The sequence below is a fragment of the Butyrivibrio sp. FC2001 genome (assembly GCF_000424125.1).
Lineage (GTDB): Bacteria > Bacillota > Clostridia > Lachnospirales > Lachnospiraceae > Butyrivibrio.
This window is the reverse complement of sequence record NZ_AUJH01000004.1, coordinates 218,933-245,262: the sequence shown is the minus strand read 5'-3', so window position 1 is coordinate 245,262 and position 26,330 is coordinate 218,933. Positions and strand designations below refer to the sequence as shown.

The 26,330-nt window shown below is 42.7% G+C and carries 22 protein-coding genes and 2 pseudogenes; 9 read left to right on the top strand and 15 right to left on the bottom strand.

Going from position 1 to position 26,330, the window contains the following annotated elements:
• Window positions 1-3 precede the first annotated feature (3 nt).
• Together G601_RS0103150 and G601_RS26380 are read left to right on the top strand one after the other, a co-directional pair.
• On the top strand, window positions 4-726 hold the full coding sequence (locus G601_RS0103150; protein WP_026664454.1) for a hypothetical protein: 723 nt from the start codon (window positions 4-6) through the stop codon (window positions 724-726).
• Window positions 726-1,373: a CD3324 family protein gene (locus G601_RS26380; RefSeq protein ID WP_196808795.1), complete on the top strand. Its 648-nt coding sequence runs from the start codon at window positions 726-728 to the stop codon at window positions 1,371-1,373. The genes G601_RS0103150 and G601_RS26380 overlap by 1 nt, the downstream gene beginning before the upstream one ends.
• 74 nt (window positions 1,374-1,447) lie before the next feature.
• On the opposite strand, the gene G601_RS0103140 is transcribed toward G601_RS26380, so the two are convergent.
• From G601_RS0103140 to G601_RS0103130, 3 genes are all read right to left on the bottom strand, one after another.
• Window positions 1,448-2,089, bottom strand: a complete 642-nt coding sequence (locus G601_RS0103140; protein WP_155834442.1) for a transglycosylase SLT domain-containing protein — start codon at window positions 2,087-2,089, stop codon at window positions 1,448-1,450.
• Between the two features lie 131 nt (window positions 2,090-2,220).
• Window positions 2,221-2,739: a GNAT family N-acetyltransferase gene (locus tag G601_RS0103135; RefSeq protein WP_026664452.1), complete on the bottom strand. Its 519-nt coding sequence runs from the start codon at window positions 2,737-2,739 to the stop codon at window positions 2,221-2,223.
• Window positions 2,740-2,800: 61 nt separating this feature from the next.
• On the bottom strand, window positions 2,801-3,643 hold the full coding sequence (locus G601_RS0103130; RefSeq protein ID WP_026491828.1) for a damage-control phosphatase ARMT1 family protein: 843 nt from the start codon (window positions 3,641-3,643) through the stop codon (window positions 2,801-2,803).
• Window positions 3,644-3,817: 174 nt separating this feature from the next.
• Here G601_RS0103130 and G601_RS0103125 point away from each other — a divergent pair, with 174 nt between their 5' ends.
• Entirely contained in the window at window positions 3,818-5,164 is a 1,347-nt protein-coding gene (locus tag G601_RS0103125; RefSeq protein ID WP_026664451.1) for an MATE family efflux transporter, read from the top strand.
• Between the two features lie 485 nt (window positions 5,165-5,649).
• Here G601_RS0103125 and G601_RS0103120 read toward each other — a convergent pair whose 3' ends face one another.
• From G601_RS0103120 to G601_RS26720, 6 genes are all read right to left on the bottom strand, one after another.
• Window positions 5,650-6,090: a GNAT family N-acetyltransferase gene (locus G601_RS0103120; protein ID WP_026664450.1), complete on the bottom strand. Its 441-nt coding sequence runs from the start codon at window positions 6,088-6,090 to the stop codon at window positions 5,650-5,652.
• Between the two features lie 80 nt (window positions 6,091-6,170).
• On the bottom strand, window positions 6,171-6,665 hold the full coding sequence (locus tag G601_RS0103115) for a hypothetical protein (protein WP_026664449.1): 495 nt from the start codon (window positions 6,663-6,665) through the stop codon (window positions 6,171-6,173).
• 130 nt (window positions 6,666-6,795) lie between these two features.
• Window positions 6,796-7,167 carry a hypothetical protein gene (locus tag G601_RS0103110; RefSeq protein ID WP_026664448.1) on the bottom strand — a complete coding sequence of 124 codons (372 nt, stop codon included), beginning with the start codon at window positions 7,165-7,167 and terminating at the stop codon, window positions 6,796-6,798.
• A 133-nt stretch (window positions 7,168-7,300) separates the two neighbouring features.
• Entirely contained in the window at window positions 7,301-7,975 is a 675-nt protein-coding gene (locus G601_RS0103105; RefSeq protein ID WP_026491824.1) for an ABC transporter ATP-binding protein, read from the bottom strand.
• A 12-nt stretch (window positions 7,976-7,987) separates the two neighbouring features.
• Entirely contained in the window at window positions 7,988-8,566 is a 579-nt protein-coding gene (locus G601_RS0103100; protein WP_026664447.1) for a hypothetical protein, read from the bottom strand.
• 13 nt (window positions 8,567-8,579) lie between these two features.
• Window positions 8,580-10,322 (bottom strand): ABC transporter permease, encoded by a 1,743-nt coding sequence (locus tag G601_RS26720; protein ID WP_051205528.1) that lies wholly within the window; start codon window positions 10,320-10,322, stop codon window positions 8,580-8,582.
• A 217-nt stretch (window positions 10,323-10,539) separates the two neighbouring features.
• Here G601_RS26720 and G601_RS0103090 point away from each other — a divergent pair, with 217 nt between their 5' ends.
• Window positions 10,540-12,258 (top strand): hypothetical protein, encoded by a 1,719-nt coding sequence (locus G601_RS0103090; RefSeq protein ID WP_026664446.1) that lies wholly within the window; start codon window positions 10,540-10,542, stop codon window positions 12,256-12,258.
• 86 nt (window positions 12,259-12,344) lie between these two features.
• Here the strand turns inward: G601_RS0103090 and G601_RS0103085 are convergent, their stop codons facing one another.
• Both G601_RS0103085 and G601_RS0103080 read right to left on the bottom strand, forming a co-directional pair.
• Window positions 12,345-12,656: a hypothetical protein gene (locus G601_RS0103085; RefSeq protein ID WP_026664445.1), complete on the bottom strand. Its 312-nt coding sequence runs from the start codon at window positions 12,654-12,656 to the stop codon at window positions 12,345-12,347.
• A gap of 119 nt (window positions 12,657-12,775) precedes the next feature.
• Window positions 12,776-14,182, bottom strand: a complete 1,407-nt coding sequence (locus tag G601_RS0103080; protein WP_026664444.1) for an aldehyde dehydrogenase family protein — start codon at window positions 14,180-14,182, stop codon at window positions 12,776-12,778.
• Between the two features lie 145 nt (window positions 14,183-14,327).
• On the opposite strand from G601_RS0103080, the gene G601_RS0103075 reads away from it, so the two are divergent.
• The 4 genes and pseudogenes from G601_RS0103075 to G601_RS27405 all read left to right on the top strand — a co-directional run.
• A complete protein-coding gene (locus G601_RS0103075) occupies window positions 14,328-15,353 on the top strand; it encodes a DUF2804 domain-containing protein (protein ID WP_026664443.1) in 1,026 nt (341 codons plus the stop codon).
• Between the two features lie 115 nt (window positions 15,354-15,468).
• Complete coding sequence (locus G601_RS21700) at window positions 15,469-16,536, top strand: alpha/beta hydrolase-fold protein (protein ID WP_051205526.1); 1,068 nt, start codon at window positions 15,469-15,471, stop codon at window positions 16,534-16,536.
• 89 nt (window positions 16,537-16,625) lie between these two features.
• Window positions 16,626-18,125, top strand: a pseudogene (locus tag G601_RS27410) (ABC transporter permease subunit); the annotation flags it as partial.
• A gap of 99 nt (window positions 18,126-18,224) precedes the next feature.
• Window positions 18,225-18,965: pseudogene (locus G601_RS27405) on the top strand (amino acid ABC transporter ATP-binding protein); the annotation flags it as partial.
• A gap of 402 nt (window positions 18,966-19,367) precedes the next feature.
• On the opposite strand, the gene G601_RS0103060 reads toward G601_RS27405, so the two are convergent.
• From G601_RS0103060 to G601_RS0103035, 4 genes are all read right to left on the bottom strand, one after another.
• Window positions 19,368-20,987: an ATP-binding protein gene (locus G601_RS0103060; RefSeq protein ID WP_026491818.1), complete on the bottom strand. Its 1,620-nt coding sequence runs from the start codon at window positions 20,985-20,987 to the stop codon at window positions 19,368-19,370.
• A 380-nt stretch (window positions 20,988-21,367) separates the two neighbouring features.
• Window positions 21,368-22,234 carry a CPBP family intramembrane glutamic endopeptidase gene (locus tag G601_RS0103050; RefSeq protein WP_026664441.1) on the bottom strand — a complete coding sequence of 289 codons (867 nt, stop codon included), beginning with the start codon at window positions 22,232-22,234 and terminating at the stop codon, window positions 21,368-21,370.
• Window positions 22,235-22,416: 182 nt separating this feature from the next.
• The gene (locus G601_RS24620) at window positions 22,417-24,033 is read right to left on the bottom strand and encodes a haloacid dehalogenase-like hydrolase (protein ID WP_196808793.1); all 1,617 of its coding nucleotides are present in this window, start codon (window positions 24,031-24,033) and stop codon (window positions 22,417-22,419) included.
• Between the two features lie 112 nt (window positions 24,034-24,145).
• Window positions 24,146-24,730 carry a xanthine phosphoribosyltransferase gene (locus G601_RS0103035; RefSeq protein WP_026664440.1) on the bottom strand — a complete coding sequence of 195 codons (585 nt, stop codon included), beginning with the start codon at window positions 24,728-24,730 and terminating at the stop codon, window positions 24,146-24,148.
• 592 nt (window positions 24,731-25,322) lie between these two features.
• Between G601_RS0103035 and G601_RS0103030 the strand changes: the two genes are divergently transcribed.
• Entirely contained in the window at window positions 25,323-26,330 is a 1,008-nt protein-coding gene (locus tag G601_RS0103030; protein WP_026664439.1) for a hypothetical protein, read from the top strand.

Genomic DNA, 26,330 nt, shown 5'->3' with positions numbered 1-26,330 from the left:
ATTATGAACAGGGATATTTTTATAAAGAATCTTACTAAGGATAAAATAAATTTAAGTCCTAAGGGACGTAATGCCAACGAACTGACACCGGAGGAGTTTGAAGGCTGCTATGAGAACTTTTTTGATATGATCTTCGAGATCGCCGGAACAGATATTTCTTCCGAAACTGGATATGGCGAGTTTAACGAGGACAACAACGCTCCTTTCGACACCATAGAGGCGTTCATCAAGGCAGAGCTGATTGAAGAGCCTACAGAGGGCTATTGGAAAAATTGGAAGCAGATGTTTGGCACAACCTTCCTTGAAGAGGATTATTACTATAAAATAGCAGAAAAAGCATTAAAGTATGCTCCATTCTGCGAGAGCAAACGTTTTCTTGTTAATAACAATACATTTTTCCGCAACATGATAGTAGATGAATCCGGAAAAACCTATTGTGCAGACTGGGGAAGAGCCGGAATCATGGATTTTATGATGGATTTTGCAATACTTGATCTGAACAAGCCATATCTTCTGGTGCCGGAAAAGCTTTACGAGTATGCTAAAAAGAGAAACATCCAGATAGAGAACTTCAAGGAGAGGTTCCTTTGCATGGCATATACAAAGGGAATCGCAACACTGAGATGGCATGCATCGATTGATGATCTGGAGTCCTGCAATTCAATCGTGAAGTCCATAAATGAACTGGAAGATCGCATGTCAAAACTAACATCGGAGACAGCTTAATGAAATATGAAAATGCAAAGGATATCCTGCCTGCAGCGCTATTGGCAGAGGTCCAGAAATATGCAGAAGGAAAACTGATATATATTCCCAAAAGTGAAAAGCCCAAGGGCTGGGGTGAAGCTTCGGGATACCGGAGCAGGCTCAGCAAGCGTAACACTCTGATTTGTAGCAGGTATTCTGCAGGAAAATCGATTATGGAGATAGCTGAAGAATTCTATTTGTCGCCAGAGACGATAAAAAAGCTTGTTTATGGTAAAAAAGTTAATCTGCCCATGTTTTCTCCCTCTGTTCAATCTGCTGAGGCTTATTCCTCCGCAGGTATGGGGGAGGAATGGGTTCGCATCTTCCTAAGCTCGCAGGACGAAGATATGCCTGATATTTCAGACTATTTTATGTCAGAGCTTGTGAAGATTCCTCTCAGATTTATCGAGGATGGAAATGAAGAAGAGGCTATTTCAGAAAAAAACACTTTTGATGTTCCGCTGATTGTTCTTTACGATAACAGGACGTTTTCAGCGCCCTATCAGCAGGATCAGTTAAGTTATCTTAAGCGGGAGAAAAGAAATTCTAATTACGCATTCATTTTCGCAAAAAATGATGAATATAACTATTTCTGGAATAATTATGGAAAGCATTTTCAAAGATAAAAAAGGCCAACGAGGATTTGTCATTCGTACATTTCCCGTTGGTCATTTTTATATATTGTTAGTTATTCAATTATTCATGCTGCTGCAAGTAACTGCGCATTTGAGCAGATTGTTCTGCTGTAATTAGTACCATCTGCTCTGTTTGCAGCTGCTGCGCTTCTCTCTCCCTGGTGCCAGCAATCAAGTGCAATATACATATTTCCATATTTTGCCATCCAGCCTGAAAGCATATATGCACAGATTCTTACATTCTGATATGCATCATTAGGATCTGCTCCAAGTGTAGCTATTGCTGCACCAAAATTACTGGGATTAAGCTGTGTAAGACCGATGTAACATCTATTCTTTGCTGCTGCATTACCTTTACTCTCTGTATATACAAGCGCCTTAAGAATATTACTGTCTATACCAAATTCTGCAGCGGCCTGCTCGCAATATGTGTGTACTTCTGCAGGAAGAGCGATGGGACAATTCTGTGCAGGTGCAGAAGCTTCTGCCTGTGCGGGTGCCTGAGCTTCCTCTGCAGGTGCCGGAGTCTCCTCCTCAGCTTCAGGTGCAGGCTCTTCTGCTTCTTCAGTTTCCTCTGCCTCTTCAGCAATTACCTCTTCACTTGATTCAACCGTTGTTTCAACAGCCTCCTCTGCCTGTACTGTCACCTCGTTGGTAAACATAATACCAACCACAATAGTTACCATGCATAACAATTTTTTAAACAAAATACATACTCCTTAATACTGTTACAATTGGCAAATAGCCAATTGTAGCTCTGATGTTTTGCGCATCTGAGTATGTATTTTATTACACGAAGTAACCTTTTGTCAACTTTTGTAATATTTATGTAATATTTTCAGATTGCCAGCTCGTAAATATAGCTGTCAAACTCAATATCCATATGATATTTCTTATAGGTTGTCTCGCTTTTTACCTTGAATCCGAGCTTGTCTAAAAGCCCGCAGGAGGGAATATTCTCCTTTGCCACCTCTGCTGTTACGGTTTTGATGGACTGCTCTTTTGCCCACTCTATAAGCTTTTGGATCGCTTCTGAAGCATAACCCTTACGCCAGTATTCTTTATTGATGCAATAGCCTATATCAATGTTGCTTCTGTCTTCATTTGGAAAAGCGCAGCAGGTTCCTATGCTTTTTCCTTCAGATTTATTCTCGATCACCAGATAATAGCCATCATCACTGTCTTCCATACTATCAATAGCGTTCTGATATACCTCATCAACATAATCCTTTGTAGGATCACTTAAATACTTTCCATTTTCTTCATCAAACCACATGCCGGTACAAAATTCCTGATCGGCTGTCTTGTAGTTCCTAATGGTAATTCTCTCGCAAGTCAAATTCTTTTCTAGTCTCATTCTTCCTCCCTGGAAATTTCATTTCCATCTTTGTCTATTACAATTCTGATTACATTACCCTTTACACTTCCTCTACAAATATTCCTGTGAGCTTTGGAACCTCGAATCTGCTTGTAAACAGTTCGCACTTACACAGGAAGGAATAAAAAATATGTCTGCCTTGTTTGCACAGGGATTCATAATTGCCCTGACCCTTAGCAAGGATTACATCTGAATTATCCAGAATGTCCTTTGCCTCGTCAGAAAGCATGCCATAAACAGTACCAGCGACCGGATTGCCATTGGAAATAACTCTGCCAAGCTTATCCATTCCTACATATTCTGCATCATGCATCGTTGCGTCATTTAGCACCTCGCCGCCTCTAACCAGGATATTTACATCAAGGTGTGAAAATCGCTTCTTAAGCTGCTCGATGAAAAGCTTATCAAGAACAATTTCACCGCAATTATCTGTAATAAGAAGAAATGTCTTAGCTTCTCCCAGCTGCTTTACAAAAGAATCGATAGTTTTTCTGTCTCTGTCGTGAACCTCGACATCCTCAATAAGTGAAAGGAAAGTACCCTCATCGACACTGTTCATCGCGCCAAAATCGATGTAATTTCCGACTCTTGCATACGCCAGTGCTGTTTCCAGCGGATTCTCCGACTCCTCGATTTTTCTTCTTATCTCATCCTCCAGAGAAAGCACCAGATCATTGTACTTTTTCTTTACATCCTTATAGGATGCCCTTTTTCCAAAGAACTTCTCATGCACCTGTCCAAAAAGATAGACAAGATAAGGCGACGTATCATCCTCACCCCTGTTATCAATCAGGTTCTTGATTTCTTTTAAATATTCCTCATTATCTGTCAGGTGCTTTTGTTTATCGTACAGGCACTCTGCACAGCTCTCAATTATTCTCATACTCCACCTACAATCTTTCCTTTTTCATAGTTTCATCCCTCAAACCCTTCTATAATAGCTTTTTTACGCATATTTTTCCACTTTTCCATACTAATAGCTTTTTAACATACTCAGTAAAAAGATTGCACAAAACGTAAAAAAGTGATAGAAAGGAATACTGTGCCCTAACATTGGATGCATTTTAAGGATGGTTTTAGAAATATCATGACAAAAGGCTCTATTACAAAGAATTTAATAATGTTTGCTGTTCCGCTGTTTCTCGGACAGCTTCTTCAGCAGTTATATAGTATCGTCGACTCCGTGGTTGTCGGAAACGTCCTCGGCAAGGAAGCTTTGGCTGCCGTCAGCACCACGGGAAGCCTTATCTTTTTGATGGTAGGCTTTATCAACGGTCTGTTCATGGGCAATAGCGTTATTATCGGCAAAAGCTATGGCGCCCAGGATAACAAGGAAGTCTCAAAGGCAACCCACACAGGAATTGCTTTTGCAATCCTCATGGGTATTGCAATGACTGTATTTGGCTACTTTTTCACACCCATTCTTCTTAGGTGGATGGGGACGCCGTCTGATGTAATGGACAATTCCGTGTTGTACTTCAAGATATATTTCCTTGGAGGCCTCGGCAATATTCTGTACAGCGCCTGCTGCGGCGTCTTTCAGGCCGTGGGTGACTCCAAAAGGCCCCTTTATTACCTTGTTGTCAGCACAGTGATAAACACAGTTCTTGATATTGCATTTGTAAAATACCTTGGTTTTGGAATCGGAGGCGCTGCACTTGCTACGATAATAGCGCAATTTATCAGTGCTCTTCTGGCCTTCGTGAAGCTGATGAAGGTTGACGGCCCCCACAGGATTTACTTAAACAAGCTCAGAATGGATATGAATCTTCTGGGAAAAGAGCTCAAGATAGGTATTCCGACCGGCATACAAAATAGTGTCATCGCAATAGGTAATGTCGTAGTTCAGTCCAACATAAATGCTTTTGGCTCAGAGGCCATGGCTGGCTGCGGAAGCTATTCCAAGCTTGAAGGCTTCGTTTTTCTGCCTATCACCTGCATCTGCATGGCTTTGACAACCTTTGTCAGTCAGAATCTTGGCGCCGGTGAAATAAAGAGAGTCAGAAAAGGCGCCGTTATCGGCAGTGCCATCGGTGTTGGAAGTGCTGAGCTTATTGGCGTAGCTGTTTTTGCCTATGCCCCGGTTTTCCTGAGGATGTTCTCAAGTGAACCTGCTGTCCTTGCAATCGGTACAACGCAGGCCAGAACTGAGAGTCTGTTCTTCTTCCTTCTGGCACTTAGCCACTGTCTCGCAGGAATATTCAGAGGCGCAGGAAAGACGACAGTTCCCATGATTGTCATGCTCTCCAGCTGGTGTCTCCTCAGAATAACCTACATAACAATAATTGTAAGACTCATCCCCGTAGTTAACGTGATTTTCTGGGCCTACCCTTTGACCTGGTCGGTCAGCGCGATCATTTTTGTGATTTACTACTTCAAGGGGAAATGGATCAGAGCCCTCTGATTTGATATGTATCATAAATAAGATAAATGTCCTCTTTACTGCACAGACCAGTAAAGAGGTTTTTTATTTATTCGATTACGTGTCCTTCATAGGTTTTTTGCCTTTTGTTCGGTAGCTCTTTCTCTTAGAAAGTCCCGAGCTACGGGACTTTCTAAAGATTTTCGTCTTGGGTCAAGTAGTTTTACCCTTTAAAAGGTCCCGGTCTACGGGACATGCAAAGATTTTTCAGTTTTTTCAAGTAATTGCACCTCTTGGATTGTCCAAAACTACGCGACATTGTAAAGATTCCGGCTCTTTTTCAAGTAGTGGCGCTTTTCATCTCCTCCCAGGCTACACGTCAAATTAGCATTTTGGCCCTAAAGCAAGTAATCCCCAGCTTCCAGTATGATTAAATTTGTTCGCGCCACCCAGTACATCAAACAGAAATGTACCTCCCGCGAGCAAAAAGCCAGTGCTCCTGCGATTTCCATGCCTGCCTATATCCCTCACTCTACCGTCCACTCTGTCCATTCTATGTGGTTGTACTGCATGACATCATCAGCGAACTTCATGCCCAGTTTCTTGTAAAAAGGCACTGCATTTTCATTCGCTATAAGGTACACCGCTATGTCCTTCTCACCACCTGCTATCTCATGAGCAGTCTTCATAAGCCTGCTTGCTATGCCCTGTCTCTCGTAGTCTCTGTCTACCCCCAGATCAGTGATATATAGCCAGTAACAAAAATCCGTGAGTCCAAAGAGCACTCCTACAACCAGCCCCTGCTCATTCCTTGCAACTAAGCTTATTGATACATTTTTTACAAGCCTTGCAATCCTTTCGGCAAACCGCTCCTTAGGGTACTGGGAACCAAGGTCGGTTCTTTTCAAAAACTCTATGTATTCCTCTGCTGATATACGCTCTTCAACAATTCTTATATTATCTTCCATACTTATCCTCGCACTTTCTATCTAAGATTTTCTATTTAAACAATAACTCCATGAAAAAGGCTGAAGCATTTTACACGCATTCAGCCTCTATTTTCACTGTATTCCATGAATAACATGGGATGGGCAGTACAAAAAGGTGTCTCTTTCATATACATCCCAAGGGTTTCATCGTTATCATCTATACATACAACGGATTTAGGAGAAATATCCGGAAAAAGCCTGCTAACCACGCCCTTCACTATCTGCGGCTTTTCGGAAGCATCCAAAGTATAGTAGCAATGATCTGCAGGAATCCCATAGAGCCTCTCTACCATCTCTGATTTCCAGTCCTCATGCCCGTGGGGCTCTCTTGAAATGCAGAATATCCTGTCCATATCATGCCCCTTTATGAAGTTATAGATTGGTTCAAGCCTTCTGCAGTCAGCATAAATGTTGACTTCCCTGAATTCCGGTGTGAAATCCAACTCATGATGGGCATGGTATTCTCCGTAATTGTAGCTGGTCAGAGTTCCGTCGATATCAAAAAATATTACCGTGTCGTTCTTATGAATTAATTCCCAGATTTTATTTATCATTCTATATTACCGTCCACTATATTCTTCACCTGTATATTTTACTAAGGAATCACGCAGAATTACAGTACAATGTTCAAACACAAAGAAAACCACAGCACTTTGGCTGTGGGATTCAACATCATCAAATAATTTATTCCTTAATATGTTGTGTAAGCTGAATTGAGAAGCCAGACGGAGCAATCATCAGGCAGGATTTTGCTGTAGCAGATTCAACCGTACTGTCCGCTCCTCTGACATTTTTAAAACCATGATTCTTCAAAAACTCATAAGCTTCATCAAAATCGCTGACATTCATGCGCATCGTAGTCATATCCTTCTCCATGTGTGTCTGCGCAACATCAACGTGGAAGCCATTGGCATCTGTCATACGAACGCTGGTGATGCCCTTGTTATCAATATTGTCAACCTGATGGCGCTTCTCAAAGCCCAAATCTTCAAAAATCTTGATAACATCGTCTGCGTTCCCGGATAGAATCATAGGGTTAAAGGTTGTAATCTTCATCGCGATATCCTCCTACTTTTGTAGTGAAACATTTGCAAATATCAATAACAAAACCAAAATAATTCTACCATTGCACAATTTACTTTATATAAATTACTTATAAATTTCTCCTAAAATATGACCACGGAATTTACTATTTATCCTCCGAAAGCTGTCCATCTACGATATGCACGATCCTTGATGCCTGCTGAGCAACACCCAGATCATGGGTTATCATCACTATGGTATGCCCCATCTCATTCAAATCCCTGAAAAGCTTAAGAACATCCTGGCCACTGGCCCTATCCAGCGCTCCTGTAGGCTCATCTGCCAGCAGTATCGCGGGTTCTCCCACCAATGCTCTGGCAATGGATACTCTCTGCTTCTGACCACCGGATAGTTCATTGGGCTTGTGCCTGAGTCTGTGATCCAATCCCAGAAGCTTGATGATATCTATGCACTTTTCCTCTGCTTCAGGCGTGCTCATGCCTCTTACTATCAGTGGCATTATGATATTCTGCATTATGTTATAGGTGGGGATTAGCTGGTAATTCTGAAAAATGAACCCTATCTCCTTATTCCTGATATTACCAAGATCCTGCTCCTCCATGCTGTGTATCGCCTGTCCGTCCAGGAAGTACTCACCGGTATCAGTCACATCCATGCATCCGATGATATTCATCAGGGTGGTTTTTCCGGAGCCCGAAGGCCCCAGAATTGCCACAAATTCCCCCTTTTCCACATTGAAATTCACATTTTTCAATACCTGAACCTTGTCCTCGCCCAGCGAGAATCCCTTACAGATATTGACCATTTTTATCATACTCATGTTTTATCCTGTCTATTCTACAACCCAGATTTTGTCGATTATATTTTTTCCGCTTTCCACTGCGATAGCTATAGTGTCGCCTGTTGAAAGTGATGAAAAGGTCACTGTTGTTCCAAGCTTGGTTATGACCTCTGTTCCCACCGGAATCTCAAACTCTGCAGTCTCACCTGTCTCCTCAAACTGCTTTACACTTCTCTCAGGCCTCTTAGAGTCTGAACCATCTCCGGATGGCTTCTCCCCTGAAGAAAAACCTCCTGAAGGCATCTCGCCTGGCTGAAAATCACCTGATGGTTTCTCCGGTCTTTCACCAGAGGACTTATCTCCAAAGGGGAATCCCTTTCCTTCAGCTTCCTTCAAAATGCTAACTTCCATATCATTCCCGGCGATGGAGGTGATCTTCGCATAAACCAGCTCCTGTCCCTCTCCAACGGTTATCTCATTTGCCGCCGCAGCGGACACCTTGTTTTTCTGATATATCTTCACCCCTACGACAGCAGTGACCACCAGAACTACAGCTATTAGCACCGCAAAGAAAGCAACCTTCTTATTTTTCTTTTTCCCTGTATCCTTTACTTCCGCATTTTTCTCCATACCAAACCCCTTTCTATTCCTGATTAAGCGCAACTACAGGTACCAGCGTCGACGCCTTGTAAGCCGGATAGAAACCGAACACTGTTCCTGTAAACACACCAAATACCATCGATAAAATCGCACCTCCGACAGATAAGGACACCGTCATATTGAAGCTTTCTATAATGGGTGTTATTCCAACCGTGCATATCACACCGATAATTGAACCAAGAAGTGATATAGTGCTGGCTTCAAGAAGGAATTCCAGAAGAATATCCCTCTGACTGCAGCCGATAGCCTTAAGTATTCCAATCTCGTTGGTCCTCTCTTTTACAGATACGAAAAGCACGTTCATAATGCCGATACCGCCTACAACAAACACGATTGCAGCCATGGCATACAGTAAAAGCGTCAGAGTCCTGTTTGACTGGTTTGCAGCCTCCATCTTGGAGCCGGCGTCTGATATTGCAAAGCTTGCATTGGTGTAATTTTCAGATAAAACCGTCTCAATATTGGACTTTATGGTGCTAACCTCTCCGGTATCGTCCGCAATCACAGTTATTGTCGGGCTGATGTCATTTCCCGTAAGGTACTTTATCCCGGTCTCATAGGGCACGAAAATCGCTGTATCAGGGCTAATTCCCGACGCCACAGTTCCTACCTCGGATATGACGCCTTTTACGGTATAGGACCTGTCATCTATGTAAACCGTCTCATCATAGGCATCGTAGGCACTTCCGAAAACCTCCTTTGCCACGTCATTCCCAAGAACACAGTACTTATTTTTGTAGGTATCATCCGCTATTCCGCTTTTAGCTACAATCTCTCTTTTGGTTGAACCTGCTGTAGCAGCTGCTTCATCGTATGCCACCCGGGCTTCTGAGAGCTGTGCCTTAAGTTTTTCCAGATTTGCCTTTTCTTTATCAAGATTTGTCTCAGCTTTACGCTTGGCATCCTCGTAGTTTTCCAGAGCAGTATCATACTCCTCCTGCTCCTCCTGTACCTCTTTGTCAAAATCCTGATAAAGTGTGTATTTATCATTCTGCGAGCCTTGGGTATTTTGAGATGAATTCTTAGATAATTCTTCGATTCCCCATTCGTCATAGAGCTGCATCAGCAGCGTGAAATTTTCATAGAGCTCTTCCTTGAGTTCATCTATTTTATAATAAGAATAGTAATAGTCTTCATTCTGAGAAGCGGTGTATTCATCGACTATCTCCTGGGCCTCGGCAACCTGCTCCTCAAGCTCTGTTACCTTCTTGGCCTTTTCCTGTATTTCGCTCTGATAGTCGTTATCAGCATAATTAGAGTTCACGGCTGCCTCGTCGTATGTGCTCTTAGCTGTGATCAGGGCTTCCTCATGATCAACCACTCCAAGACGATAGGCATATTCTGCGGCTTTTGCGGCCTGCTCCAGTTCGGTTCTTGCCTCTTCAAGGCTCTCCTCAGATATTTTCAGTATCTTCGTGCCCTGTTCAACCTCATCTCCGCTGTTAAGGTATACATCCTCTATCTTTAGCGAAGTCTCGAGGCTGTCCACATCGAACCTTTCCTCTGTCATTCCGACTGTTGTGGTTCCGGTTGCCGTCACGACGCCTGAAGCATTCATTCCCTCCGGACCTTTTCCCATGCCTTCAGGTTCAGTATTTTTCCTAATCACAAAAAAATAGGCCCCATAAGCACCACCTGCAAGGAGACCGATTGCCGTAAAAATCGCACCTACCCTCACAGGGATGCTCATCTGCCTACTTTTCTCGTTTACTTCTTTTTGTTTCATGAAAGCTCCTCAACTTTTTTCATTTTTTTCCTCTCAATTACTTTGCCAAAATAACCTTAAGCAAAACTAATAAAGTTGAAGGATTTTAAATATTTTTTAAGGGATAAATTTTATAAAAAATTTATTATATTAACCCCCTTTAGGGGTATTTTGTTGCAAAACACGTGCGCTATAATTATGACGGTGTGAAGTCATATTCATTTTCTTGGAGGGGAATATGGTTAAAAAACATTTTTTCATGAAAGTTACGAGCGTAACGCTTGCTGCGGCTATGTTGTGTGGCTGCGGTGGGAAAACTGACAGCTCTGTGGATACCGCTAATAGCGGCAAAACTACAGAAGAAACAGAGGAGGTGCAGGAAACCGTTAAGGTTAGCGATACTGCAAATGCTGATAAAGCGCCGGATGAAGGTGCCAGCGGGGTAGCCGATCAGGCGAAGGATGATACTAAGTCCGAAGATGAGCCAGTATCCGATGATTTTAACTATGAAAGCTTCTATAAGCCTGTGCTTGATGAGATTTTAAATACTATGATAGCAGGTGTAGATTCAGATCATCCCACATCTTATGTTCCTTCAGGTTTGTTGGAAAGGATCATGTATGACCCTGACAACAATGTCCTTCAAACTGTAGGCTACCGTATAGATGATGTAAGTGGCGATGGCTTTGCTGAGCTTCTGATCGTTGATAATGGAGATGATGACGATACATCTTCTAACAGCCTGATTTATGGTATTTATACGAGAAAAGATGGTGACATCAACATGACCATAGATGGATGGGCTCGCAGCTCCCATTCCTGGATCGGAGATAACAGATTCGGTTATTTGGGATCAGGCGGCACAGATGCTACATATTTTGGAATCTATCACCTTAGTAAGGATGGTACCCAAAGTGAGTGGGAGGATTTCTACTTTACCGACGGAGATAGTGGAGATATCAAATACTACACCAATAAAGAAGGGGCTGCAGAAATAGACCTTTCAGAAGAGGCTGACCCTGATACCGCTAATAAGTTTTGGGCCTATCTTGACGCTCAGAAGGCTCCGCAGCTTGAAATCACTCTTTTTGATAATTACAACAATTACGATATTGATGAGGAATATATACCTTCTAAGATTTCGGACCAAATTACGTATTTTACACTCTCAGGAGATCCTTCCGGAGAGCTAAATGCCGATCTTGACGGCAATGGCGATCCTAAGCACATCGAGGTGAAGTGCACCCAGGACGATGCCTACTACTTTAATACCCTTACTCTCAGCTTTGATGGCAAGGATTATGATCTTCCCAAAATCGATGAAGCGTATGCATTCATTATGGATGGCTTCAAATGCTTCTGGTTTCGACCAGGTGGTGACAAGCAGTATCTGTATGCTCAGTACCTGACAGATAGCGATTACAGAGCTATGGTTGTTTATTCCTTTGATGGAAATAAGTTTGAATTAGTTGATTATCTGGATGGGGCAATACTTTTCACAAAGTATAATGACAATGGCGATCCTGAAACTATCTATCCTACAGATCTGGATGAGTTCCTTGTATGTAAGACGGATTATATACTGGGTACTCAGGGCTATACACAGAAATGCAAGCTGGGTAACAAAGGACTCCCTGAGCCACTCGAGGAATATAGATACTATCTGGGATCAAGAGAGCCATATATTGCAGCAACTAAGGATATCGCCTGCTATTATTTCGAGGATGATGACGCTGCGAAGGGTGAGCCGGATACTATAAAAAAAGGCGACATGGTTACCCCTTACAGAAGTGACGGTTCTACCTACCTTGATCTGAAGGAAGAGGGCGCCTCCGGAATCTATCGAATAATGATTAAGGAAGGCGAGGCCGGTAGGATGGAGCTTAATTCTAGTGAAGGAACGGAGGATTCACTTTTACTCGATGATTGCTTCACTGGGCAGGTATATGCAGGATAATTAATATATAGAATAAATTGGAGCGGGTTCCTTGGAACCCGCTCCACACGTTTCAAATCCAAATTTTCAGTTCAAAATCCAGTCATTTACGCTGACTGATATCTGTTTTCCACAGACTCTGTCTCAATCTTATATCCCAGCTTATTCCAGCGATACAGGTTTCCGGCCAGGACAGTTGCTGAAATAATGCCGTTTGGCATATCGCACTTGTCAACGTAAACCTCATAGACAACGTCTCTTGCATCTACATGACCGTTAACACCTTCGTATGCCGGCATGTGAACTATCACGTTGTCCTTTATCTGTCCCAGAAGATCAAACTGAAGAATTCCTATCTGATCCTTTGGTAATTTGCTGTTATAGAATCTGTCGATAAAACTCTTTTGCCAAATATTCATGAAAAACCCTCACTTTGTCTAATATTTGAAGTAATTTATCTAGATTCTAAAACCGCAGACCCCCATTTACAAGGAACTCAAACGGAAAAAACTGTGAAAAAAACATAAAATCCCACGTATTACCTCTCAAACAGCTTTATGAGCAGTTTTTTAAGTCTTCCGTCATAGGGATGCTCTCTAAGTGGCAGATTAAATCTGCTAGAACCAATTAAAACCGAGGTCGGATGCGTAAATTCTGCAAATCCCCACTTGCCATGATAAGCGCCTATTCCGGAGTGGCCTACACCATTGAAGGGAACGCCCTTTACCATCATGTGCAGGCATACTTCGTTTATACAGCCGCCGCCAAACTGCATGCGCTGCATCACACCCTCTGCCCACTTCACGTCCTCAGTGAATATATAAAGAGCAAGCCCCGCTTCCCTCTCGGAAATAGTGCGAAGAACCGCATCAATCTCACTATCTTTATAGGTAACAACCGGTAAAAGCGGGCAAAACAGCTCCCTCTGCACGATATCTTCATCTATATCCACCGGATATATGACTGTCGGCGCAAACTTAAGGCTTTCTCTGTTGCCGGTTCCTCCAAACACGATCCTATCTTTGTACTTCTCAGCAATATCCCTGCATTTATCGTAAGCACCGCTGTTTATGAGCTTTGGATACTCGGAATTATTTACCGGATCATCTCCTATCTGCTTTTTGAAAGCAGCTTTAAGCTCCTTTATAAACGCCTCACTCACTTCCTCCGCAACGGCTATCTGATTGATATTTATGCATATCTGCCCCGCATTAAGCATCTTGAAAAATGCAATTTTCCGGGCTGCATCCTTAAGATCGGCGTCTTTCCTTATAATGCACCAGTTACCGGTCTCTCCGCCAAGCTCCAGCGCGGTGGAGGTGAGATTCTTAGCCGCTTCCTGCAGCACGTGTACTCCAACCTTAGGTGAACCTGTATAGAAAATCTTGTCAAACCGCTGTGCCAGGCACATATCAGCGACATCATGCCCACCATCAATCACTGTCACATATTTTGGAGGAAAAATTTCCCTTATAAGTCCCTTTAATAGCTCTGTACAGGCAGGCGATTTGGAGCTTGCCTTTATAACAGCGGTATTTCCCCCTGCTATGCTTGCAGTCAGTACTCCCAGCGACAGCAGAATTGGGAAATTGAAGGGACTTATTATAAGTGATACTCCATAGGGCATCTTATAGACCTTAGTGATCATGCTGGGAAAGCAGTGAAGTCCGCTAAAATGCGTCTCCTGTCTCGCCCACCTTCTGATACCCTTTATAGTCTCATCTATCTCAAGGATAAGGCTTCCAATATCGCAAAAATACGCCTCAAGCGGAGCTCTGCCAAGGTCCATATTAAGCGCCTTTTCTATATCCTCCTGATGCCTTAAAACTGCTTTCTTAAGCCTCTGGAGCTGCCTTATTCTAAATTCAATATCAAGTGTTTTTCCTGTTCTGAAAAAGGCTCTCTGCTGATTAACTATCTCATTTATATCAGATTCGTTATACATAGTTTTCCTCCTGAAGGATTACCGAAGCTACCACTATTTTACCACATCGCGTTTCCCTAAGTCGCAGTAAGTGGTACTATTTATATATCAGCTATTAAGCTTACGTTTTTCAAAAACATCCCCATATCAAGGAGGAACCACATAAATGAGCAGGAATCACGAGGTTACAACCCACCACCCGCTTCTTGGAAGTGAGGGCGAGCTCACAGAGCCCGGCTGGTCCAGAAGTCTTGTTCAGGACTATAACAGGTCCATGATCAGGGCTCCAAAATGGCGAATAAAGGAATGGGACTACTATCTTGTACTTTCAGATTCCTTCGCAGGGGCTTTTACCATATCAGATGACGGATATATCGGGCTTCAGTCAGTATCTCTCCTTACCTTTGGGGATTCTCCCTGGGAGCACACAGAAACTGTACTGAATGCATTTCCTCTGGGAAAGCTCCATCTCCCCTCTTCTTCAGCTGGCGGAACAACTGAATATGCGGACAACCGCCTGCAGATGAAGTTTGAAGTCACCGATGGAAAACGGCATATAACCTGCCATTTTGAGAATTTTAATGCGGGAAAGCCCTTCGACTGCGATATTACTTTACAGCAGCCCTCCATGGATACCATGGTAATCGCCACTCCCTGGGACCAAAAGCACGCATTTTATTACAATCAGAAAATCAACACCATGCGCGCTTCGGGATACATGGAATACGATGGAAAAAGATATGAGTTCAATCCCGCTACAGACTTTGGAACCCTTGACTGGGGCCGCGGCGTATGGACTTACGATAACACCTGGTATTGGGGTTCAGGTAACACAGACATAGATGGAAATTCCTTTGGATTCAACATCGGCTACGGCTTTGGAAACACCAGCGCTGCAACTGAAAACGTGATTTTTTATAACGGAAAAGTCCATAAACTTGACGATATAGAGTTCCATATTCCTGATAGCAGCTACATGAATCCATGGACCTTCACATCCTCTGACGGAAGATTTGAGATGGATTTTGTGCCCGTTCTGGACCGTGCTGCCTGCCTTGACTACAAGATAATCGTCTCCGACCAGCATCAGGTATTTGGAAGAATGAGCGGAAAAGCGATACTTGATGACGAAACAGTCATAGAGGTTAAGGATATGATGTGCTTTGCTGAAAAGGTCCACAACAAATATTAATGAACTAATCCGCAATTTATGAGCGTAAAAGGGTCTCTTTCTGAATAGAATATGCCAATCTTCATCGTTATAATGTAATTATTCGCGTTCAGACACGTTTTGGGAGAATAGATTAATGAAAAAAGTTTTAGTTGCTACCCTGTCCCTGGCTATTTTACTTGGCTCAGCGGGCTGTGGTGCAAAGGAGGAGACTACAATGAGTATAGCTACTGAAAATAGCACTGTTACAAATGATGAGATAACTGCAGAGGACAAGAGTTCCTTTGCATCAGGTATAGCAACCGAGGAAGAAACACCTGAAAATGACGTTGCAGCCGAGAACAGCACTGATAATGAGGAGTACGTCCTTAATGATGAAATTGAGGAGCGTTGCCCCGCAGCCTTCACCATGACTCGTTCCGACGTAAAATATGGGGAATTCACCCATAATACCTACTATTCAGAGACCTGCGGCCTTGAAAGAGGCTACAGTATCCTTCTTCCTGCAGATTATAGCGAGGACAAGAAGTATCCAGTTCTTTACCTGCTTCATGGAATTTTTGGAGATGAGTACTCTTTTTCCAATGATCCTGCAAATAAGCTAAAGGAAATCGTAGGTAATTTCGCAGCAGATGGCCTTATTGATGAGACCATCATCGTCTGCCCCAACATGTATGCATCCTCTGATCCGGACCAGAAGCCTGCTTTTGATGCAGAAGCATGCCTGCCCTACGATAATTTCATCAATGATCTGGTAAACGACCTGATGCCTCATATAGAGAGCGAATATTCCGTCCTTACAGGCAGAGAAAACACCTATCTCGCAGGCTTTTCAATGGGTGGTCGTGAGACAATTTTCATCACCCTGCAGAGACCTGAGCTATTTGGATATGTTTGCGCTATATCTTCCGCTCCAGGTATCGTGCCTTCACATGATAATTTCATGACTCATCCCGGCCAGATACAGGAAAGCGAAATGAAATTTGCAAACGGCGCAATAACACCTGATATCTTTATAATCTGCTGTGGTACAAAGGATTCCGTGGTTGGAACCTTCCCTAAATCATACCATGACCTCCTTGAAGCCAATGGTGCTGACCACATCTGGTATGAGATAAATGGTGCCGATCATGATAACAATGCCATAAAAAGTGGTATCTACAACCTTTTCAAACAGATTGCATACAGTAAAAAACATAATTAAAACATTCTAAATTGTTTACAGAAACTTTCTTTGTGTCTCCCCACCTCTGATTATAAAATTTATATAGGGTTTTATATGAGGTGGGCGATATGACAAGTTCTGTACTTTTCAAAAAAATGCGCATTTTCATGCCGGTTCTGCTGGCTTTATTTCTTATGCTTAGCGGCTGTGGCAGCAAAAATGAAGAAAATACGCAGTATTACACCTCTCTTTCCGAGCTTGAGCATAAGCGGATAGGTGCACTAACAGGAAGCATTGAAGCTATCCATGTCAGAGACCGCCTTCCGGAGGCTGAGCTTGTTCTATATGATTCCACCAGTGACATTCGTGAAGCTCTAATCACAGGTAAAATAGATGCTTATGCAGATACTGATGTTATTGCCTGGACTATAGCGGCTGAAAACCCTGAGATTATTGCCCTTGATGAACCTATATCCAATGTTATGAAAGGAGGTTCTGTTTTCCCCAAAACAGCTGACGGGAAAACTCTCTGCGATAAATACAGTGATTACATACGAGAACAGAAAGCTAATGGAACCTACGATGAGATTGTAAGCACATGGATGGGTACAAACACTGCAAAAAAGCAATTACAGGATCTTTCCACACTCGAGGCCTCTAATGGTACTCTTTTGGTAGCTGTAGAACCAACATCAGTCCCTTTTTCTTATATTCAGGATGGTAAGCTTGTCGGAATCGATGTTGATTTCCTGATTCGCTTCGCCAAGGAAAAAGGCTATGGTCTCGATTTTAAACAGATGAACTTCAACTCTATCCTCCCAGCCATATCCACAGGAAAATGTGATCTGGCATGTGGTGGTATTGCCTATACTGAAGAACGCGCTGAAAGTGTATATTTCGCTGAACCCACTTATGAGGGCACCTCTGTCGTCGTTGTGCTCAGAAACCCTGCAGATGGCGCAAATTCAGAGGATTCAGTGGATATTTTCACAGCCATAAAGGAAAGCTTTATAAAGAACTTTATACGTGAGGACCGGTGGAAGCTCCTTCTTTCTGGTCTTTTAGTCACGCTGGAGCTTTCTGCTTTAAGTGGATTATTCGGAACCATACTTGGAGCTCTGGTCTGCTATCTTCGCATGTGCAATAAATCCATTACGAATGTTATAGCTGATACCTACATCCGCATATTTAGGGGAACTCCCATTGTTGTACTTCTTCTTGTTCTTAACTATCTTATCTTCACAAGCAAGAATTTCCCTGCATTCTGGGTATGTGTCATAGGCTTTTCTCTGGATTTTTCTGCTTATACTTCGGAAATATTCAGAAAAGGCATCGATGCTGTGCCTGAAGGCCAGGCAAAAGCAGCCACCGCAATCGGTTTTGGCCCTGCCCACGGCTTTATGAAGGTCATTCTTCCTCAGGCAATGATAAACATTTTACCTGTCTATACAGGGCAATTTATAGCTCTCGTAAAGCTGACTTCTGTAGCAGGATACATATCCCTTATGGATCTTACAAGAGCATCTGATATTATTCGAAGCCGCACCTATGAAGCATTTTTCCCGCTGATATTGACGGCGATTATCTATTTCTTATTGTCAGTGATCCTTATTGCGCTTCTGGGTAAGCTTGAAAAGCTGGTACAACCTAAAACCAGAAACATTAAGAAAATACAAAAGCTCCTTGATGACAGGGCTGCCGGTAGGCTTAAGGCCCCGTCCTTTGGCCTGCCTGTTTCCAATGAAGAGGATAAACCCGTTCTCTACCATATAAGCCACCTTGAGAAAAACTTCGGAACCTCAACCCCGATCAAGGATATCAGTTGTAATATACGGAAAGGCGATGTTATCTCCATAATTGGCCCTTCCGGCACAGGAAAGAGCACCTTTTTGAATATGCTGAATCACCTCATCCCTGCCACAAATGGAGAAATCCTTTTTGAAGGAGAAAGTATCCTTGCTTCCGGTTACGACCTTAATAAGCTGCGAAGAAAGGTCGGAATGGTATTCCAGTCATTTTACCTGTTTTCACATCTGACTATCGTAGAAAATATCATGCTGGCGCAGGTTGAGCTGCTACACAGATCTACAGAGGACGCCTTCATGTACAGCATGGAGATACTTGAGAAGGTAGGCCTTGCTGAAAAGGCTCTGCGCTATCCCGCCATGCTCTCAGGTGGCCAACAGCAGCGAATCGCCATCGCCAGACAGCTCGCCATGGATCCTGAAATGATTCTGTTCGACGAGCCCACATCAGCTCTGGATCCAACCACAATAGGCGAGGTTTTGTCCGTAATCCGCAAGCTTGCCCAGAGCGGCATGACCATGATGATCGTCACTCATGAGATGAAATTTGCCAAGGATGTAGCAAATCGCGTATTTTACCTGGATCAGGGAGTAATTTGCGAAGAGGGAACTCCGGAGCAGATATTCCTTAATCCCCAGAAGGACAGCACCCGCAGATTTATCGGTCATTTGAAGGTGTTGACTATTATAGTCAATGGAACAAGCTTCGATTATCCCGGTGCTCTTACGCAGATAGAGACCTTCGGACATAAACACGTCCTGGATAATTCTATAATTCATAAGATGATAACTGTTATCGAGGAGCTTGGCGTATCCATTCTCATGGAGCATTTCCATGGGGAAACGGACGTACAGTTCGATTTTGAATATCTTGAAGCAGAAGGAAAAATGCACCTGAAGGCCACCTACACCGGCAGCGATTTTGATGCCCTTACGCAGGGTGACCCCATTAGCATTTCTCTTATTAAGAATGCGATTCCCGGTGTTTCCTGCACTTTCGCTGAAAATACAGGAATCATCGAGGGAGATTTGTCATTTAATAGCAGGAACTGATCTGCTTATTCTTTAGCCTATTATCATTTGCACTTTAAACTGATTATCCTCAGCAATGAAGCGGATCACGCTGTTTGTCTTCTGAACAAAGTCGAGAACGCTTCTGGTTCCGATACCGTGTCCTACCTCGGTTGTGACAGGGTATCCTTCTTCATTGAGCTCTGTTTTTCCATCACAGGAATTAACTATCTCCAGCAGAAGCTGCTCTTTGTACTTGGCTGTAAGCTCAAGAAATCGCTCATTTTCCGGCAATTTTTCGCAGGCGTGAATAGCGTTCTCCAATAGGTTACAGATTGCGATAGCAAGCTGCATCTCATCAACTCCGGGATTATAAGGAATATTCGTAGCCACCTTCACCCTTATATTTTTTCGCTCCGCCACTGTTACATAGTGCATAATTGCTGCATTAACGGTCGCATTCTCACAATATCGCTGGCTGGAACGCGGCTCCTGGGACAAACGCTCCTCAAGGCATTTTCTCGCTTCATCCACCTTACCATCCTGAATCAGGGACAGAATAAGCGCTTCAAAATGCCTCCTGTCGTGTCGCATAGTCCTGTCCTGACTTAAAATCTCTTCAGTAGCGCTAAGGCGCTCTCTCATTCCATTTGCTGCCATTTCAAGAATAGCGGCATCAGCCTTCAGCTTATACTCCCTTTGCTTAAGAACCGTTGTGTCTACCAGAGCATACAGCTTACCAATGACTTCACCTTCCGCAAACAGCTCCTTTTCCTCAGGTGCGAAAAATCTGTCGCCAATAATTATGGTTTCTCCCTTTACAATGGCTTCCTTCAGCTTGTCCACAACGCCTGCAGGGTCCTTGTTGATCTCCGGATAAAGCTCCTTGGCATGCTCGTTGTAATACTGCAGCCCTCCCTCGGAATCTACAGCTATAACACCTTCAGAGAGCCTGTCCACGATATATTCCCTTGCCATATCTATAATTCCCAGCAGATTATATCTGAAAATAGCTATGAACATGGAAATTGTTACTGCGACATTTCCGAATACTGAGATATCAAAGAAATAGGTAACAAAGAATACATGCATGATCTGGCATATAAACAGCGCCGACTCAATTAGGAAGCCGGCAATTATGATCATTGTACGATTTTTGGCAATTTTTCCTTTATTATTCCGCAGCCCCTTAAACAGCCAGAAAAAGACGACGATGATAACCACCACCTGAAACTGGATATACACCTGATGTATAATGCCGTCCCTATGCAAAAGAACAGGGAAAAGCCCATCCTTATCAAACCATTTCTTGGAATAATACAGATTATGGTCCTCCAGCGTAAACACCGATGCGTAAACCAGGACATTAAAAAGAATGTATCCCCTCACAAATAGCTTCGGAACATTTATATGACAAAACTCCGCTGAAAACATGAACAGAGAGAAAAGGATCCACACTCTGCCGGCATAAGAGAATTTCAGCGCAGCGATATACTCATCCTCTGTTTTAGATAACAGCTGTAATAAATACCCAGTATTATTTACCAGCATCACTATACAGTTAAGAAAAAGGTATGCATGCAGTTTATTCTTGAGATTTCTGAAAACAATGAATCCCTCAAAAAACATGCCAAATATACTTATAATGATTGCTGCCAAAAGCAAGTCATGCATTTGTCTGTCTCCTTTTATTACAATTATTATATAAGCCAGGCTATATCTGCAACACCCCTTTTTCATAAACTTTTCCCAGACAGTTTATAAATATTTTATATATGTGGTGTATACTCTCATAAAAGGACACTAGATGTTGTATGTATTATTCATTTAATGTTTTTTGTGGGAGGAAAAGCCATGCGCTATAATAGTTCTGTGAAAAAAGCTTTTATAGGGAAAGCTGTACCCAAAACTGTAGACACCATTAAATTTAACAACCGATATTTTGATATAGAAACAGTAAAAGAGAAAGCCACGGGGATAATATCTGTAGTGATATTATCCTGTATTGCAGCCTTCTCTTTTTTCTTTTTTATATGATATAAGTGACCTTGGTATTACTGCTTATTCCACTTTTTGCTCCAAAGGGCCATAACCTCATCCCATACGGACTTACGAAGCAGAAAACATACCACGAGCATCTCCAGTACAAAAAGTATCAGATTGGCTATGACATCCGTCTTTGTCACACCATTAACCATAATACCGGTCTCACTTACAGCCTCTGCATTCATCAGGGCATATACATCGTATAGGAAATGGAGCATCATTGCGGTAATAATTGTGCCACTTCTAAGATATATAGCACAGAATAAAGCTCCCATTCCCAGGGTTGTAACCAGCTGAACAAGCGTAGCTGATGGTGATGCTCCTGCAAACAGATTGGTAGCATGCATAAGTGAAAACAGTACTGATGTAATAAGCATTACAACCGGAATCTTTTTACCTTCGTTTATCTGTCTCATACCGTATGATCCGGGAACGCCTCTAAAAGCTACCTCTTCGCTAGTACCTGCCACTAAAGAAGTGCAAACAGACGTTAATGTAGGCGCTGCAAATGGTTTTCCGTTTACCACCATAGCAATAGCATCCGGAACAACGATCAGCAAAAGGATTCCTAAGGTTATCAATAGCCATCTTCCGAGATTATTGCTGGTTTTCAGGTTCCCTTCGAACTCCGGATAGAACCATCTCTTGTGAAGCGCCAGCATAAGAAATGCAGCTACAACAGTGATAATTGTCATCAGCGTATTCATAGAAATCACTTTGGTATAATCTACAAATACAGTCAAAAATCCAAATATGGATCCTATCACCCCTCCGAATATCTGCATCAGTATAAACGCCAATACCGTGAGCAATACTATCCCAAAACCATAATTATGGTCTAATATTCGATGCTTAATAATTTTCTTGTCTTTCATTCCAGTCTTCCTCCTAAGCTTTTTTCATACGCTATCCAATATACCATTTTTTTCGTCCCAAACAAAAGCCATTTTGTAACCTTTTCATTAGTAAAGCCGGGTAATACTTAGTAAATCCTTACTAGTACTACCCGGCTTAATGCCGTTTTTATTGAATTTTCGCGCTTTTTAGGCTACTCCTATCAGCCCGCTGCATCCTCCTCTGCTTCCTCTTCGCCATATGGCACTGCCTCAACGCCGTCGCCATATATCGTTCCGAAGTCATCCTTCATGGAAATAGGCATAAATCCACGCTCAAGGCATGTCTTCTTCATGCTGTCTGCCTTATCCATGTTTCCATGCTCACGCTCAAGGTCATCACACAGAACCATAAATGCTCTGCTCTCGTACATGTCGTTATTCACAACATACTGTGCCATTGAAACGTCACCTGAGCTGTTTCCGAATGAAAGAACCGGAACCTTGCCTATTTCCTGCTCAATAGCGCTAACCTTGTTCATTTTTATGGTCTTGATGATAAGCTCTCCGCCAAGGATCACATCATCATCCTCAGAATAAACATATTCAAGTCCGTCAGTATCGCCCTGGCCTGATGCAACCATGGTGTAGCTCATGCCGATAACCCTGTTTTCAGGAATCGGAAGCGTATCCTTGATAATAGCTCTGCAGACTGTTCTGTCTGAACCACTTACGATGTAGCACTGGAAATCATGTTCATCCAGATACTCAACAAGTGATACCATCGGCTTATAGAAAGCCTCTCCCCTTGTCAGGTTGGTGAAGCCATCAGCCTCAGATTTCATAAACTCCTTGGCATAATCCTTAAGCTCCTGCGGAGTCATTCCGGCGTAAGCAGCACCTGCGAAATTCGCATGCTTAAGCTCATTGCCCTCAGGAAGCTTACCATCGTATATGCCCTTTTCAAGCGCCTGTGCGAACTCCTTCATATCAGCGGGAGCCTTATAATTCTCATCGTAGAGCGCTCTGTGAATGAACAGCATGTACTCAAAATATGAAGGATATAATTCACCGATTAATGTACCATCCATATCGAAAACAGCGATTCTATCCTCAACAGGGATATAATTAGCAGAATCCTCATCTGTAACGTCCTTAACGTACTCAACGATCGCTGCAGCTACAGGTGAATCCTCAGCCCAGTACTGAAGCTCAGATTCGGCTGATTCTTCCTTATCTTCTTCGCCCTCTTCTTCTGCGGCTTCTGCCTCTTCCTTATCTTCTTCCTCGGACTCTTCTGCTTTCTCGTCCTTTTCTTCTTTATCGTCCTTGGCTTCCTCAGCCTTTTCGTCCTTCTTCTCTTCCTTGGACTCCTCTACCTTCTCGTCCTTTTCTTCTTTATCGTCCTTGGCTTCCTCAGCCTTTTCGTCCTTCTTCTCTTCCTCGGACTCCTCTACCTTCTCGTCCTTGGCTTCTTCAGTCTTTTCGACCTTTTCAGTCTTCTCTTCCGCAGCATCCTCTTTAACTTCGGCATCTTCGCTATCTGCTGAAAGCTTTAATTCCATGCCTTCTCTTATCATGCTGGGATTCTTTATCTGATCTTTGTTAAGCTCGTAGATCTCTTTCCATCTCTTGCTGTCACCAAGCTGCTCCTTGGCGATTTTCTCAAGATAATCTCCCTTTTTTACTATATAGGTGGACCCTGAATTTTCAGAAATAACATTTTCAGATACAGCACTTTCTGTATCATCCACTTCAGCCTTTGTAACCATCCTGGTAGGTACAGCTAAAGTCGCAGTAAGAACCAGCGCCATGCAAAAAGACAATAGTTTTCTGTTCATTTTGACCTCCTTCATTTGAACTTTTCTTTTAAGTCCTTCTGCTAATAATGATACGTTAATTCACACATACCAATTATTAAAAAACGCTGAATTTAAAATAAAAAATCGTTAATTATTCCTCCTGCTCTCTGAAGTAAATTGTTCCGTCATCCTCCATTCCATCTACTATTGCAAGTGAAGTTACATCATAGCCCATCTGCCTGAGATCGGCACCGCCCTTCTGGAAGCCCTTTTCAATGCAGATTCCGATACCTGCAATCCCTGCTCCCGCCTGATCACATATCTCAATAAGTCCCTTCATGGCATTGCCAATCGCCATAAAATCATCTACCAGAAGAACAATATCCTCCTTCGTAAGATAATTCCTTGAAACCGTCACATCATAGTCTCTGTCATGAGTAAAGGAGCTAACCCTGGTTACATAGACATCATTTCCGATATTCAGGCTCTGGGTCTTCTTGGCAAAGACCACCGGAACCTCCAGGAACCTCGCCGTTGCGCAGGCTATCGCAATTCCCGATGCCTCTATAGTCAGCACCTTGGTAATATTCTTATTCTTGTATTTTTCATAAAAAACCTCACCCAATCTATCGATGAGTTCAACATCAATCTGGTGATTTAGGAAGCTATCAACTTTAAGAACATTACCGGGGAATACTTTGCCTTCTTTTAGAATCTTATCTTCGAGAATTTTCATGAATTTCACCTCCAATAGATAACGTCGCTACTGGTTTACGTGGATATCTTCATTTTCTCCTCTTAATCATACGGTGTCAATGTCTCTTTGTTGACTTGGATAATTATACAACCAGAATGAGGACATGTGCGTTGGGGACGGGTTCAACCTGTTGGAGAAAAATAGTATAAATCGACGTAGTGCCCAGATATAAAAGTTGACGCAATTTCGTTTGTGTTACGCCAATAAACAAATATAGAAGAATTCCGGATGAAAAAAGCAAGCATAAAAGAATTTAAATATCTTCCTTTATACTTTTATCCCTGAAAAAGTTCATTCAGTTTTATGCTTAGAAAGCATTCTGGTGCAAAGGGAATGAAAATTGTAGTCTGTAATTCGTGAAAGGTTACGTCTATTTGACTTAAAATGTGGCCCATGGTTGAAAGGGCTCGCATTTTTGTAACATTTCACCTATGAATCTCATCTATATTTTTTGCAATGTAATATGGGTATACAAAAGTCCCTGGACAAAGCCATCTTCTTGGTGGACGCTTTTGGTTTTATGTGGTAAATTCTTCTTTTTAAAAGAAAAAAGTTTATAGGAGGAATCATTTTGGAAAAAAGATTTGCACTATCAATTATTGCAGCAGCGATGTTGCTAGGGGGATGTTCTAACGAGGCTGCCGTTCCGGCAAGCGACAATACACTATTTGAGAAAATTGATACAAACGAGCAGACAGCTTCTGCAACCGAAGAGGGATCGGAAGGCGAAGCAACAACTCCAGAAGATTTGGCAGATGAAGCATCCAAGAAAGATGCACCAGCACAAGATACAGCAAATGCTGGAACAGCCGAGGCGGATGGAACAGACGAAGCTTCCAGCACAGAATTAGCCGAGGATTACTCAGCTCAGATCAAAAGCGAAATAGAGGGTGCTGTTTCAGATTCACTTTCAGATGAGCTGGCAAGCGTAAACGAGATATACAATAAGTATGACGAGCTTAGAATGAATGCGCCTGACCAGGCCGCCATGAACTGGCTTAGTCAATGGGGTACATTGGTATGGAAGGAAGAATCATTAAGCCTGCTTTCAAGACTGCAGGAGAAGGATCCTGATAACTACCCCAGTATTTTCACGGAATATCAGAATTGGGAGAAGTATGTCCCCTCCATGGCTGAAAAGATGAGCTATTTATATGTAGATGGCTCAATCTATTCTTCAGTCTATGCCTACAATGAAGCTATGCGTTACAAGGAAAATGCCTATAGTCTTGCAAGTACCCTTGCTGACATCATAGGTGATGTTACCTTCTCTTTCCCGGATAACACACCCTGTGGCTACTACGGTGATTATGCAGGAGACAGCTATCTCATCATTACAGAAGGCATGGAAGGCGGCTCCTATGACGTTCTGGTTCACATTGATGATTCTAAGGAGCTCCGTGGCTATGGAACAATTGAGGATGGCTCCGACAGTGATAATATACTTTTTACAAGCGAAGACGGTACAGTAAAGGGTTCTATCAGCCACTTCTCACTTGATGCAACTTTGTCTGTTACAGAGTCAGATGGCTCAGTTGTTAATACAGGAGAATCCTACAGCTTCACATTTAAATACTAA